The following is a 13,638-nucleotide window of genomic DNA, read 5'->3' on the forward strand; positions in this document are numbered from 1 at the left end:
TGACTCTAGTCAATAATAAGCTCAACTATACTGAAAATAATGTATAATATGTTCAGTACGGATTACTACCAGTTGATCTTTCTGTTTACTTTCGAGTCTGCCAACATGGTAGCCAAAGCAAAGCAGAAAATTGGTAGTAAGACGACACGGAAACTGCGCTTTGGGTATTCTACTCAAAGCTTTGCGGGATACCGCCATTCTGTTTGGACTCCGTCCCGCTAACGCGAATGGAAACAAGCAGAATGCTATCGCTGCATAGTTGAACAGTGATGTTCAGCAGTGTTCAGCGTAAATGTATCAGACCGGCTATCGCGTAGGATACCAACAAAAGCCCAATCCAACGCCAGGCAACGACTCAGCCCTTGCCATCCAGGGCTCAACGGTTGCCTATGCCCGATTTCACCTGCTTGGATCCCCTTGTCCGGCACTTCCATCTGGGGGATCCGGAGCCACCCGCAGCCATTCAAGGGGGCCTTATTCATCAGCTATTCTCAAGAGGGGTTCTCCCGCTAGCATTGCGGAAGAAAGCTTGGGGTGTGAGGCAAAACTAAGGTGAAGACGGCCGGTAAGGGGATCCCAGCGGCGCGGCAGCAACTCAGGCGCAAACAAGCTCTGGGGCTGGGGATCCTGTCGCTGCTGGGCTTTGTGGCGGGGATGGGGTTTGCCGCCCTCTCCCAGCCGGAAGGGGGATCGCCCGTCGCCGCTCCAGAGCCGGAGGTGCCCCGTTTTACGGCCCACGGCTGGCCGCTGCTGGATCCCCTGCCCCAGCCGGACGAGATCTGGGAGTGCGAGCTGGTGGTGGTGGGCGGATCCCTGGGGGGCGTGGCGGCGGCAGGCCAGGCCATGCGGGGGGGCGTGCAAACCTGTCTCATCGAGCTCACCCCTTGGCTGGGGGGCCAGATCACCTCCCAGGGGGTATCAGCCATCGACGAGTCGCTCCCCATGCGGCAGCGGGGCAATTTTTCCCGCCACTGGCTGGAGTTTAAGGCCCTCATCGAAAGCCAGCCGGTGCATCTGCCCGCCTGGACAGGGATCCCGCCGGGAACCCGTGTCTCCAAAATCAACAGTTGCTGGGTAGGGGGGCTGTGTTTTCCGCCCCAGGCTGGTTTGCAGGCGGTGGAAACCTGGCTGCAACAGGCCGCCCGCAGCGCCCCCCACAGTCGCTGGGCCACCCAGACCGCTTTTAAGGGGGCCACCTTCAGCGCCGACGGCTCCCGCCTCGAGAGCATCTACGCGGTGCAGCGGCAGCCGCGGGATCCCGATTTTGTGCCGCCGGGGCGGCTGTGGCGGGAATTGGTGAGCTGGTATAGCTGGCAGGAGACGGAAGTCTTTGCCAAGCGGGTGCTGCGGCTGCAGGCGCCGCCGGGCCGCCCCTTGTTCGTGATCGACGCCACCGACACCGGCGAGCTGGTGGGCTGGGCCGGGATCCCCTACCGGCTGGGCTCAGAAGGGCGAGATCTAACCGGGGAGCCCAACGCCGCCCCGGCCAGCAACCCGGAGTGCACCCAGGCTTTCACTTTTCCCTTCGTGCTGGCCATCCACGACGACGGCGGGCGCTCCCGCGCCGAGCTGGCCCAGTTGCAGCCGGGCTACTCCCGCGCCGAGCACCGCCGCCAGTTCGACCTGGAGGGGTTTCCCACCTTCAGCGGCCAGAGCTTTTTCAACTACCGCCGCATCGTCAGCAAAGGCCGCACGGATCCCTTTTACGGCACCCCGCTTCCCGGCGATCTCACCCTGGTGAACTGGAACCGCGGCAACGACTGGGGGATCATGAACCCACCCCTAATCCTAACGGAAGAGCGGCTGCTGGCCTCAGGGCAGCGCCACAACTGGCTGGGGGGGCTGGATGTCTCGGCCATCAAAGATGGGGAGAACCACGCCCTGCTGTTTGCCGAATGGCTGATGGAAACCCAGTCCCGCGCCGGCTATCCCCTCTCCTTGCTGTTTGGCGAAGAGTCTTTGCTGGGCACCCGCTCCGGCCTCAGCCTCTACCCCTACATCCGGGAGGGGCGGCGTATCCTGGGGCGGGCCGCCTACGGCCAGGCGGAATTCCTGATGCTGGAGCAGGATATTCGCGTCGGCGCCAGCGGGGGACGGGACTTTAGCCCCACAGCAGTTGGGATCACCCACTACGCCATCGACATGCACGGCTGTCGCTACCGCAACTGGGAGCCTTCCCTGTCGGCCAGCTCGGCGCCGGTCAACGAGTTTTCCGTCCGCCCCATCGTCATCCCCCTAGAGGCCCTGATCCCCCAGAAGGTGGATAACCTGCTCATCGGCGGCAAGGGGATCGCCGCCAGCCACATTGTCAACGCCGCCACCCGCACCCATTACGGCGAGTGGACCATTGGCTCGGCAGCGGGGCTGACCGTGGCTTGGCTCCGCAGCCAGGATCCCGGCTTGACCCCAGCCCAGATCGTGCCCCAGGGCAAAATGGCCGATTTGCAGCGCTACCTGGTTGCCTACGGCCAGCGACTGCACTGGTAGGCCGTTGCCGCCGCTTTACCCCTGGGCTAGGGAAGATCCTACCCCTCTGCGCCGGAAGGCAGGGGATTGGGATCCCTGTTGGCGCCATAGCGCCGCTGCCGCCACCACACCAGCAGGGGGCTGGCGATGAAGATGCTGGAATAAACCCCCAAGCTGAAGCCGATGAGCAAAGCAATGGCAAACCCCTTCAGGGTGGCTCCCCCAAAAATGGCAATGGCCACCAGGGGCAGCATCGTCGTCAGGGTGGTGTTCAAAGAGCGGGCAAAAGTCTGGTTCAACGACAGGTTCACCACCTCGGCAAAGCTGACCTTGCGGCTGACCAGACGCAGATTTTCCCGGATGCGGTCGTAGATAACCACTGTGTCGTTGACGGAAAAGCCAATGATGGTTAGCAGCGCCACCAAAAACAGGCTGTCCACCTCCATGCCCACCGTCAGGCCCAAAAGGGCAAACAGACCTGTTGTCAGCACCACATCGTGCAGCAAGGCCACAATGGCAAACACTGCGTAATCCCACTGGAAGCGCAGGGCCAGATACACCACAATGAGCCCAAAGGAGATGAGCACCGCCACAAGGCCGGAGCGCAAGAGCAGACGCCCCACCGTCGGGCCTACCGTCTCCACCAGCTTGCGCTCAAAAGGGCCTATCTGTTGCCGCAGCGTGGCTTCTACCGCCAGGCGCTCCTGCTCCGTCAAAGGGGGCATGCGGATCAGGGCTTCTTGGCCCGTCTGGGTGTCCAGTTGGATGATGCTGGTTCCCAGGTCATGTTCCTGCAGAGCCCGCCGCAGCTCGTCGGTGGTGACAGGCTGCTCAAAACGCAGATCCAACAAGGTGCCGCCGGCAAAATCCAGCCCCAGCCGCAGGGGGGTTCCCAGAGAGGCCAGGGAAAAAGCCATGCTGACCAGCCCCACCAGCAACACTGCCAGAGACAAGCTAAACCACAGCCTGCTGCGACCCACGATGTCGAAGCGGTAGTCAAGCGACCGCCGGGATCCCACCGCCGGATCGGTGGGGGATAGCTCTTGAGCTGTCATGATTGAGCCGCCTCCATGCGAACGCCGTAAAACTCAGGTTTGCGCAGGGCGGGGATCCCCATTGCCGCCAAAAGCAGCGTGCGGGTGCAGGTGATGGCCGTGAAAAAGCTCACCAAAATGCCAATGGCCAGGGTTACCGCAAAGCCTTTCACCAGCCCCATCCCCAGCCAGAAAAGTACGCCACAGACCAAAAGGGTGGTGACATTGCTGTCGAGGATGCTGCTGAAGGCGCGGTTAAACCCTTCCGAGATGGACTTGTAGATGGACTTGCCGGCCCGCAGCTCCTCTTTGATGCGCTCGAAAATCAGCACATTGGCATCCACCGCCATGCCGATGCTGAGGATGAAGCCGGCGATCCCGGGCAGGGTCATGGTCACCCCCAGCAGTTGGAACAGAGCAAACGTACAGAGGGCGTAGATGAGGAGGGCGATATCGGCAACAAGCCCCGGCAGGCGGTAGTAGGCCACCATGAAGACGAAAACCAGCACCAGGCCGGCAATGCCAGCATAGAGGCTGCGGCGCACGCTCTCTTCCCCCAACGTGGCCCCGACGGTGCGGTTTTCAATGACGCGAATGGGAACGGGAAGCGCCCCCGCCTTGAGCTTCACCGCCAGATCGGTGGCGGTTTCCACTGTGAAATTGCCCGTGATCACCGCCGTCCCGCCGGTAATGCCGGTGCGGGCAAACTCCGGCCCCACAATTGGCGCGCTGATCAGCACGTCGTCCAGAAAAATGCCAATCGGGCGCCCTGTTCCGGCCAACTCGCGGGTGAGCTGAGTAAACTTCTCTGCCCCTGCCGGCTTAAACTCCAGCAACACTTCCCAAGTCTGGGATCCGCGGCGGGGGGCTTGGGGATAGGCGTTGCGCAGCAGATCGCCGGTGAGGCCGACCCGTTCAAACAGGGCGTCGGGATCCTCCCCCGCCGTTATCTCTCCCCGCTCGTTGCGGGGCAGGGCACTGACCGGCACCAGGCCCTTGCGAAACTCCAACCGGGCCGTATCGCCCAAAAGAGCAATGGCCCGATCGGGATCTGCCACCCCCGGCAGCTGCACGAACAGGCGATCTTGGCCGCTGATCTGCACCAGAGGCTCGGCCACCCCCAGGCCGTTGATCCGCTGCTGGATCACCGCCTCTACCCCCTGCATCACCTCAGAGGTAATCTCAGGCACCTCTTCCGTGGGCAAAGCCTGCAGGGTGAGCTGCGTCCCCCCTTTGAGGTCAAGGCCAAGACGAACTTCGCGGCTGAAGCCCAAGTAGACGAGAGCAACCACCACCGCCAAGATAAAGATCAGCCCTCGCAGAACAGCGAGGCGACTGAGCCACAAAGCTGGAGATCTGGCCATACTGCTGAAAGGGTGAGGAACACGGGCGCACTCGATCCGAGGCTTTCAGGATTTTGGCACCTTTTGATCCTATCGCACACGGGATCCCTCACCTGACAAGTCGGAAAACGGCAGCGGCAGGAGCGTCCAAGTAGGGTCTCTGGGGAGCTGCTGCAGAGACAACCGCGAGTTTCTCAGAAGATGGGCGCTCGGCTGCCGAGCCGAGTAAGGAGAAGGTTGAAAGCCGTTAAACCAACGCTGTCTCCTCTTGGTTTGTGCTAGCCCTGGGGCTAGGCTATTGCCATCTCGGGGCAGCAGGCAACATCTGGGTGCGGTTTGGCTCTACCCCGACATCTGCGAGTTCAAGGAGGGAAAGTTGAGGTGAATTGGAGACGGACTTACTATCTCCCTGGATTGCTCTCGGCCCTAGCTTTATGGGGATCCCCCGCCTGGGCCGGAGAGTATTTCACCGAGGAAGTGACCAGCCCTAGCCTGGAGATCATCCACGGCTGGCGGCAGGAAGTGGACGGCATTAACGTCACCATCACCAACACCAGCCTGGGATCTTTTCGGGTGCCGCTGGAAATCGATATGGAGGATCGAACTAGCTGTGAGCGAGCCGACTTAGTGCTGACGAACAATCGCGTTATGCCAATGGGATCCTTTCAAGACTGCATTCTCAACATCTTTCCCTACTTGGATAAATTCATCAACCAAGAAGTCGCCAGCATTCGGGTCGCCCTCAAAGGGCCGGCCCCCCTCCTGGAGATCCCCCTGGAAGAGTCGGATCGGCTGATCTTGGCCCAGGTGGCCAACCAATCGCGGGAAGCCTTTGTCTTCTTTCAGCAGGAGCTGGCCCGCGTCTTGGCGCTCTTGAAGCAGCCCGATCCCGGCCAGGCCGAGACGGCCCCACCGACGGCCAGCCCAACGCCGACTGCTGCCGCCGAATCTGCACCCAACCCGGGAGATTTCGTGATCGTGGGCTCGATTCAGGAAGAACGGGTGGGGGCTGGCAGCCGCCTGAGCGTAGAGGCGATCAACCGCAGCACCCGCACCGTCCTCAACGCTCGTGCTCGCTTCACGTTCTACCGGGGAGAGGAGGTGGTGGAGACGCGGGTGGTCGCGTTTGAACCCAGCGACGTGCCGCCGGGACAACGCGCCTCTGCTAGGGTTCTGAAAACCGATGCCAATTGGGATCGGGTCACCGTCACCTTCCAGTGGCAGTAGGGATCCCTAAGGTGCCAGGGCGTTCCCTCGCAGCAGGCTGCCTAGAGTCTTAACCGTGATCTTGAACTGCACCCAAGGGTTCATGGGCACCACCGTCTTGTAGAGGTAGCTGTCAAAGGTCATCCGCTGCACATCCCGGTCAGCGCACATCTCCACAAAGGCCTCGCGGGTGGCGTTGGAACGGTAGAACACCCGTTGCAAAATGTCCAAAACCTTGTAGGTTAGGCCGTATTGGCGATCCCAGCGCTTGAGGTACAGCTTGAGATCTTCTTCGCTGGGGATGCGCTTCCCGCCCTCGGAGGTCTCGACGATGGTCTCGGCGCACATGCGGCCCGACTTGGCGGCAAAATAGATCCCCTCGCCGCTGGACTTGGTTACATAGCCTGCCGCATCTCCCACCAGGGCTGCCCGACCCACCACACGGCGCGGACGCGGATGCTCTGGGATCGGATGGGCTTCCACCTTGATCACCTGGCCGCCCCGAATCCGCTCGGCAGCGCGGGCGCGGATCCCGGCCTGCAACTTTTGGATCTGGGCTTGGTTGGCCTTCATGGTGCCGGTGCCCACCGCCACGTGGTCGCACTTGGGGAACACCCAGGCATAGAAGTCCGGAGAAACATCGTCCCCCACGTACATCTCTGCCCGCTCCTCGTAGTAGGCCATTTTGTCGTCCGGGAGCCGAATCCGCTCCTGAAAGGCCAGAGCATAGTTGTAGTCGCCGGCACCGATGGCTTCTGCCACCTTGGAGTGAAAGCCATCTGCCCCGATCACCAGATCCACCGCCAGCGAACGGGGTACTCCCCGATTTGAGCCGTCGGAAAAATCGCTGTAGTGCAGGATGTAGGGATCCCGGCCATTTTGGGGGATTTCCAGATGCATCACCTTGCCGTGGATCAGCTCCGCCCCTTTTTGGCGAGCGCGGTTGCGCAAGAAGGCATCCAGGATCTCGCGGCGGCACATGCCGATATACTCATTTTCCTTTGCGAGGGCGATATCCACCTCGTAGTTGGAAGGGGAGATCATCTTCATCTTGCGCACTTTGCGGTCGATAATCTCCTCAGGGAGGTCGAACTCTGAGACCATACAGAGGGGAATAGCGCCCCCGCAGGGCTTGGCGTTGTCTAGCTTCCGCTCAAACAAAAAGGTCTCGATTCCGGCTTGGGCTAGAACTTCGGCGGCAGAGGCTCCGGCTGGGCCACCCCCAACAACAGCAACTCTCAGGCTCAAGGCGCTCTCCTCGCTGCAAGTAGATCGGCTCGTCAGACAGCAGGCATCCTACCACAGCTCCCCAAAAGCGTTGCAAACCTTGACGAAGTATTCCAGTTCGGCGAGGCTCAAGGGAACGTGCTTTGGCGATGGGAACAATAAAAAGGGGTCCGCCCCGTCTGCTTGTCCAGGGGGCGGGGAGCGGAAACCTGCCCTGCAGTCCGGGCTCAGCGCTAGAGGTTCTGAATCATGAGCTTAATTGGCAACATCATTTGGCTGATCTTCGGGGGGTTGCTGACCAGTCTGGGCTATATCTTGGGGGGGCTAAGCCTTTGCCTGACCATCATCGGCATTCCTTTTGGCTGGCAGAGCATCAAACTGGGGTTTGCAGTGCTTGCCCCCTTCGGCAAAGAAGTGGTGGAGTTGCCAACAGCCCGCTGCTGCTGATCTTCAACGTGATCTGGCTGTTGCTCTTCGGCTGGCCCCTGGTGCTCAACCACCTCTTCTGGGCTGTGATCCTGGCCGTCACCGTCGTTGGGATCCCCTTTGCCAAACAGCACCTGAAGCTGGTCATCCTGTCTTTGTTGCCTTTTGGCCGGGATCTGCGCTGAAAGAGGGCAAAGTGGGGATCCCTGCAGATTAAGATCACTGCCAAACTCTACCGCGACGGCAAGGGGAGAGGGCGAGCGGCCAGCCGTTGACTGTGATTTGGATCGCCTTCGAACCTCTCATCCGGTCACCAAGACACGGGCGGAAAAGCGAGAGATTGAACTCATCGCAGATGGGGAGAAAACCATGCGCAGCATCTGGCTCGCGGGGGTAGTCGCTGCTTTGGCTCTGCTGGCGGCTATGTCTTTGGCTCAATCGGATCCCCAGGAAGAGTGGCTGCACGGCGAGCAGTGTGGCACAGAGGGGCCGGTCATCTGTCTGGAGTGACGTTCTCCTCAGCCCGGATTTCAGAGGGGCTCTATCTGGGTCACTTCTACCCGGCTCTCTGGCCCTAGGCTGATGCGGAACTGTTTGGCACCCGTCGGCAAGGGATCCGGCGGCAACTCCGGCAGGTCGGCAAGAGGAGTTTCGGCGCGGCGTTCCCGGGCCAGCTCATTCTCCGGCTCGGCAGCCAGCAGGGATCCCGCCGCATCCACCGTTACTCGATAGATCAAGCTCTCCTGCAAATCGGGAGGAGACTGCCATTGCTGGGCCAGGGTGTTTTGCAGCCGCAGCAGAGGATCTCCAGAGGCTTCCGGCGCGGTGAGCTGCTCCTGGGCCGAGTTGAAAGCAGTGGGAGCCCTCTTCTCCGGGGTGCGGCTGGCCCAGATCCCGACCCCGGCCACCAGGGCGATCCCTCCCACCAGCAGGGCAGCGATCCCGGCAGGCTGTCGATACCAAGCCCGCGTTACCGGCGTTCCCAGGCTGGCCAGTTGGGGAATGTCATCGGCCACCTGAGAGAGGTTCTCCAACAGGTCGTACAACTGGGTCATCGACAGATCCACTTGGGCAATCTGATTCTCCCCTTGGCGCACCGTGAGGCGATGAAAAATAAAATCCAGCGGACGGATGGCCACAGTACCGCTGAAGGTTCCCTTGGGCGCGCCGCTGAGCTGGGATCCGACGTAGCGGTCGATCACCGCGATCAAATCGCTGAGCCAAACACTGTCCCCCTGCAGAGTTTTGGTGGTCTCCCCCTGGCGAATTTCCAACTGACACTCGAAGTTCTGCTGGATGGCTCGCAGGGGCGGCGTTGAGGAACCCTCGGCAGCTTCGGGCAGGCCAGGTGCCTCTCCCCGCACCGTGAGGGTCGAGGTGGGCTGTTGATAGGTATGACTGATAAGGGTGAGACTGGGCATGGCAACTGGCGGGCAAACAACACAAGCAAGGAGCCTATTTCAGGAAGAGGGCAAAGCATCCGATCCGGAGCTATGGGCTACCTCCCCTTCTTCGTCGCTGCCGGCGGGCAGATCCATCTCAGGGCGGTTGAGCAGGGCTTTCCATAGACGCTGGGCCCCTCTTGGGCTGCTGTAAAACATCAGCTCGATCAAGATGCGCAGAGCCAGCTCGGCGAGGCTGTTCTCGTCACGCACATCCCCATCCACCATGCGGCTGCGGTAGTGGGAGATAAACTCATCTAGATAGTCGCCCACCAGTGGCTGACGGAAAGGGCTGAGCTCCTGTTCAACAGCAGCTTCCAGTTGCTCCAAGGTGCTGCGGATACGGGCCTGCTGCTGAGCAGCCAGATGAGCAATCACCAGCACCAGGGCGCGCGCCTCTTCGATATCGACTTCTTTTCGCCCACCGCTGCTGCGGCGCAGAGGGTTGGCGTTGCGCAGCCGCCAGAGAGCCACCCGATCGCCGATCTGCTTTTCCAAGTTCAGGGCTTTGGCTGCAGCCAGAACCGCCTCGGAAATTTCTCCGCTCAGGGACTCCAGCCCCAGCAACAGCAAATCCAACTGGGCTTTGATGGTTCCGGTAGCTGTGGTGAGGCCGGCGGGCCGAGGGTCTAGCTGAGTCTGCTTAGGTTCCACCGTCACGCTGTCAATGGGAGCTTTTTGCTTTGATAGGACTCTATGATCTCCTGTCTGGGGCAAACCTGCAACCGGATCCCTCCTGCGCTTGATTCTGACCCTTGCCAAGGGCTTGGATGACGACATCCGGCAGGCGCTGGGCATTGTCCCGCTCTTTCTCGCTTCTTGAGAGTTCCCCAACCAGATTAGAAGTCAGACCGAGTTGTTCTGGGTCAGTTGTTGTTTTTGCAACGAACCCATTTTCTCAGCCTGTTTGCCCTTGAGAAAAAGAGGGGGTAGGAGGCGCTGTCGGTATGGGTTGACCTAGGATAGTGTATGATTCAAGCCTATAGCGGGTGAGAAGAGAGGGGGATCCGCATTTTGCGGCTTGATTGCCTGACTGTTCCCAGTCTGCCCTTTCTGACCACCTCAGCTCCGGGCGTATCCACAGATGAGCATGAGCGCTCCTGCTGCCCAACCCAGCCCTCCTCACTTGGTCTTGATCTTCACGGATCGGATGGGTCGGCGCGGCGTTGTCTTAGACAAGATTTACTACTCGGTGGGCCGGGCAGCCAGCAACCACATCCGCCTCTACGACTCTTGTGTTTCCCGCGAACACGCCCTGATCATCCGCATCCCGGAAGAGAACCGGGCTGGGTACGGCTATATGATCTTTGACGGCAGTTCCGCATCCCGCCGCAGCACCAATGGTTTGTTCGTCAACGGCAAGCGGGTTTTGTCTCATCGGCTACAGCTTTTGGACAAGATAGGGTTTGGGCCCAATGTAACCGCCATCGTGGAGAGCACCGACCGCCTCAGCCCGGAGACGCTGGCAGCCCTGTTGAGGCCGCCGGCCCTCGGCGACAATGTAACCCCAACCGGATCCCAGAGAGAAACCTTGAAAGAGACGCCCAGAGAGAACGACGACTTCACCGCCGCTTGATGGCGTGAATGGTTTTCAATCCAACCCCCTGCCGAGTTTTGGGTTCCCGTGACTCCCACTCCCCCTGCCCTGAGCGGCTACTGGCAAAATGGCTTCGACCTGGAAGCTCACTTGGGATCCTTTCTCGGCCTCAAGGCCGCCGAGCTGCGGGAGAAGCTGCGGCTTGGCCAGCAACAGTTGGCAGAGCTGGGCCGGCGCGACTTCATCTGGGATCAGGCGGAGATCTTTTACCGGGATCGGGTGGGATCCGCCTATTTGCTGGACTTGGCAGCTTGGCACCTGAGCAGCACCGACTACATCGGCGATACCCTGCGCCTGGTGGCCGACCATGCCCGTGGGCGGGTGTTGGATTTTGGCGGCGGCATCGGCACCCACGCCATTGGGGCGGCCCTCTGCCCGGCGGTGGAGCAGGTGATCTTCTGGGATATCAACCCCATCCATCGGCAGTTTGTGCAACTGCGGGCGGAAAAGCTGGGCCTAAGCGAACGCATCCACTGTCCAGACACCTTCCCGGAAGGGATCCGTTTTGACACCGTCATCTGCTTCGATGTGGTGGAACATTTGCCGGATCCGGCGGCGCAGTTGCGGCAATTTGACGACTGGCTCCAGCCGGCAGGTAAGCTCTTGATTAACTGGTATTTTTTCAAGGGGTTTAACGGCGAATTTCCCTTTCATCTCGACGATTCACAGCGGATCGAGGAGTTCTTTCAGGTGTTACAAAGCCATTTCTTAGAAGTGTTTCACCCCTATTTGATTACTGCCCGCTGCTACCGCAAGTGGAATGAACGCTGAGATGGGAGAAAACCCAAGTGCTGCGCTATTTGCAGGTGTTGTGGTTGTTTTGGAGCACTTCTGTAGCTGCAGAAATGGAGTACCGGGCCAATTTTGTCTTTGCCAGCCTCAGCAGCTTGGGCGGCCTGGGGTCAGCTTTGTTTGGGCTGTCGCTGTTCTACCAGCAGGGGCACCGCCTGGGGGGCTGGAGCTGGCCGGAGGCGCTCATCGTCTTGGGGGTGTTCACCATTTTGCAGGGGGTGTCGGCCAGCCTTTTTAACGTCAACTTAAACCGCATCGTGCAACAAGTTCAGGAAGGCACCCTGGATTTTGTGTTGCTCAAGCCCATCAGCAGTCAGTTTTGGCTGTCAACTCGGGTGTTTTCTCCCTGGGGCCTGGTGGATATTGGCTGTGGCCTGTTGTTGATTCTCTACGCCGGGATCCAGTTGCGGCTGCCGGCCTGGGCCTATGTTCTGGGTCTAGTGCCCCTTTTGCTGGGGTTGGTCATCCTCTACAGCCTCTGGTTTATGCTGGGGGCCACCAGCATCTGGTTTGTCAAGATCTACAACGTCACCGAGGTGTTGCGGGGCTTGGTGGAGGCGGGGCGATTCCCGCTGGTGGCCTATCCGGTGGCCTATCGGTTGTTTTTTACCTTCGTCGTGCCGGTGGCTTTCTTGACCACCGTGCCGGCAGAAGTCTTGCTGGGTCGGATCCAGTGGCCCTGGCTTGTGGGATCCGCCCTGCTGGCGGCAGGGCTGTTGTGGGGATCCCATCTCTTCTGGCGCTTTGCCCTGCGCTTTTACACCAGCGCTTCCAGTTAAAGTCTGGGCCAAAAAGCTTGGATCCCACGCATCCGAGTTTCCAGGAGTTGAGTAATTTCTACAGACGCGCCCCACGCGCTGACATCGCGGAGAACAACTGCCTTCAGTACAAGGCAGAGGGAATCGCAGAGTTCTCTGGGTTGAGGGCAAAAAAGTTTTCACTGCAGCGCTTTGCAGCCACAGGCTCTGTGGTTTAGGGGGGCTTGTCTGTCAGTGGTTTTGATGGTTTGTCGATCTTTTGAGGAGCCTGTTCAATGCACAAACACACAAGCTTTGTAGCAGCATCTGTGATAGCCGGCAGTTTTGCTCTCTTGGGCTGTGGCAGCGGCACTTCGTCTTCGATGATGCCTTCCCAAGCGGATTTGGTGGCTTTGAGCAGCGGCAACCGCCTCACCTTTATCCGCTCTGCCGATGCTTCTGTGCAAGGATCCCTGACGGTAACAGGAGTGAACGGCAACCTCATTGGTATCGATGTGCGCCCTGCCAACCGGCTGCTTTACGGGCTGACCGACACCAGCATCCTTTACACCATCAACTTGCAGACCGGTGTCGCTACCGTGGCCAGCACTCTGTCGGTTCCCTTCACCGCGGGCACGCTTTCTGGCATGGATTTCAACCCTGTTCCGGATCGGCTGCGCTTGGTGGGAGCCAATGGCCAGAACTTCCGCATCAATGTGGATACGGGCGAAGTGATCCAAGATAGACCTTTGGCCTTTGGCCCAATGGAACTACAGGGATCCCAGCCGGCCATCACCGCCGCCGCCTACACCAACAATGTGGCGGGTGCCCAATCCACGCGGCTGCTGAACATCGACGGGCAACGGAACCTGCTGGTGTTGCAGAATCCCCCCAACGATGGGGTTCAGGTGCCCATTGGCCCCCTGGGGGTGAACTTCGGCCCTGTGGGCGGGTTTGACATCCGTACTGCTGATGGGGTGGATACCGGCTTTGCCATCGGCGGTTCCACCTTGTATCGAATTGACCTAAACACCGGTCGGGCCACATCCCTGGGCACCCTGCCGGGTGGGCCGTTCTTTGGCTTGGCCGCCCTCTAGGAAAGCCGATTCCCATTTGCCTATCTAAATCAAGGTTAATCAACATTAATCAATGTTTTGGATTCATTGATTTGGAACCAATTGTTGGAATCGTTTTGAGATCGTTGCTGCTGTTGATCCTTGACCCGGCCCGATCCCAGCTCAGGATTGGGCCTTCTATCTCCCCTTAGCTCGGGGTTGACCTCCGCCTATGCAGACGATAAATTATGAGAGCCGCTGCCCTGCTTGGGTTGTCCTGGGCGATGCTTGTGCCTCTGCAGTTTCTTTCTCT

General features: G+C 60.0%; 14 protein-coding genes and 1 pseudogene. 10 read left to right on the top strand and 5 right to left on the bottom strand.

All coding sequences use genetic code 11. The features are described from left to right. Positions 1–51: 51 nt before the first annotated feature. Both SYN60AY4M2_RS14755 and SYN60AY4M2_RS07390 read left to right on the top strand, forming a co-directional pair. Positions 52–259: pseudogene (locus SYN60AY4M2_RS14755) on the top strand (hypothetical protein); the annotation flags it as partial. A 293-nt stretch (positions 260–552) separates the two neighbouring features. Then, positions 553–2,487, top strand: a complete 1,935-nt coding sequence (locus tag SYN60AY4M2_RS07390) for an FAD-dependent oxidoreductase (protein WP_240527766.1) — start codon at positions 553–555, stop codon at positions 2,485–2,487. 38 nt (positions 2,488–2,525) lie between these two features. Here SYN60AY4M2_RS07390 and secF read toward each other — a convergent pair whose 3' ends face one another. Together secF and secD are read right to left on the bottom strand one after the other, a co-directional pair. Beyond that, on the bottom strand, positions 2,526–3,521 hold the full coding sequence (gene secF, locus SYN60AY4M2_RS07395; protein WP_011428997.1) for a protein translocase subunit SecF: 996 nt from the start codon (positions 3,519–3,521) through the stop codon (positions 2,526–2,528). Continuing rightward, a complete protein-coding gene (secD, locus tag SYN60AY4M2_RS07400; protein ID WP_099812619.1) occupies positions 3,518–4,864 on the bottom strand; it encodes a protein translocase subunit SecD in 1,347 nt (448 codons plus the stop codon). The genes secF and secD overlap by 4 nt, the downstream gene beginning before the upstream one ends. A gap of 360 nt (positions 4,865–5,224) precedes the next feature. On the opposite strand from secD, the gene SYN60AY4M2_RS07405 reads away from it, so the two are divergent. Next, positions 5,225–6,070, top strand: coding sequence for a hypothetical protein (locus tag SYN60AY4M2_RS07405; RefSeq protein WP_011428995.1), 846 nt, complete (start codon positions 5,225–5,227; stop codon positions 6,068–6,070). Between the two features lie 6 nt (positions 6,071–6,076). Here the strand turns inward: SYN60AY4M2_RS07405 and chlP are convergent, their stop codons facing one another. Then, on the bottom strand, positions 6,077–7,297 hold the full coding sequence (gene chlP / locus SYN60AY4M2_RS07410) for a geranylgeranyl reductase (RefSeq protein WP_099812621.1): 1,221 nt from the start codon (positions 7,295–7,297) through the stop codon (positions 6,077–6,079). Positions 7,298–7,525: 228 nt separating this feature from the next. Between chlP and SYN60AY4M2_RS14415 the strand changes: the two genes are divergently transcribed. The 3 genes from SYN60AY4M2_RS14415 to SYN60AY4M2_RS14080 all read left to right on the top strand — a co-directional run bounded on the left by SYN60AY4M2_RS14415 (position 7,526) and on the right by SYN60AY4M2_RS14080 (position 8,212). Next, positions 7,526–7,723 carry a YccF domain-containing protein gene (locus SYN60AY4M2_RS14415; protein ID WP_240527767.1) on the top strand — a complete coding sequence of 66 codons (198 nt, stop codon included), beginning with the start codon at positions 7,526–7,528 and terminating at the stop codon, positions 7,721–7,723. Positions 7,724–7,731: 8 nt separating this feature from the next. Then, on the top strand, positions 7,732–7,887 hold the full coding sequence (locus SYN60AY4M2_RS14420) for a YccF domain-containing protein (protein WP_228375383.1): 156 nt from the start codon (positions 7,732–7,734) through the stop codon (positions 7,885–7,887). Positions 7,888–8,071: 184 nt separating this feature from the next. After that, positions 8,072–8,212, top strand: coding sequence for a hypothetical protein (locus SYN60AY4M2_RS14080; protein WP_168173324.1), 141 nt, complete (start codon positions 8,072–8,074; stop codon positions 8,210–8,212). Positions 8,213–8,232: 20 nt separating this feature from the next. On the opposite strand, the gene SYN60AY4M2_RS07425 is transcribed toward SYN60AY4M2_RS14080, so the two are convergent. Further along, positions 8,233–9,123, bottom strand: coding sequence for a DUF4335 domain-containing protein (locus tag SYN60AY4M2_RS07425; RefSeq protein ID WP_011428993.1), 891 nt, complete (start codon positions 9,121–9,123; stop codon positions 8,233–8,235). A gap of 39 nt (positions 9,124–9,162) precedes the next feature. Beyond that, positions 9,163–9,798, bottom strand: coding sequence for a DUF3038 domain-containing protein (locus SYN60AY4M2_RS07430; protein WP_240527768.1), 636 nt, complete (start codon positions 9,796–9,798; stop codon positions 9,163–9,165). 430 nt (positions 9,799–10,228) lie between these two features. On the opposite strand from SYN60AY4M2_RS07430, the gene SYN60AY4M2_RS07435 reads away from it, so the two are divergent. From SYN60AY4M2_RS07435 to SYN60AY4M2_RS07450, 4 genes are all read left to right on the top strand, one after another. Then, positions 10,229–10,720: an FHA domain-containing protein gene (locus SYN60AY4M2_RS07435; RefSeq protein WP_099812622.1), complete on the top strand. Its 492-nt coding sequence runs from the start codon at positions 10,229–10,231 to the stop codon at positions 10,718–10,720. Positions 10,721–10,768: 48 nt separating this feature from the next. Continuing rightward, the gene (locus SYN60AY4M2_RS07440) at positions 10,769–11,512 is read left to right on the top strand and encodes a methyltransferase domain-containing protein (protein WP_099812623.1); all 744 of its coding nucleotides are present in this window, start codon (positions 10,769–10,771) and stop codon (positions 11,510–11,512) included. 17 nt (positions 11,513–11,529) lie between these two features. Beyond that, a complete protein-coding gene (locus SYN60AY4M2_RS07445; RefSeq protein ID WP_099812624.1) occupies positions 11,530–12,312 on the top strand; it encodes an ABC-2 family transporter protein in 783 nt (260 codons plus the stop codon). A gap of 287 nt (positions 12,313–12,599) precedes the next feature. Then, positions 12,600–13,367, top strand: a complete 768-nt coding sequence (locus SYN60AY4M2_RS07450; protein WP_240527769.1) for a DUF4394 domain-containing protein — start codon at positions 12,600–12,602, stop codon at positions 13,365–13,367. Positions 13,368–13,638 lie beyond the last annotated feature (271 nt).

It is taken from the genome of Synechococcus sp. 60AY4M2 (assembly GCF_002760375.1).
Taxonomy (GTDB): Bacteria; Cyanobacteriota; Cyanobacteriia; order Thermostichales; family Thermostichaceae; genus Thermostichus.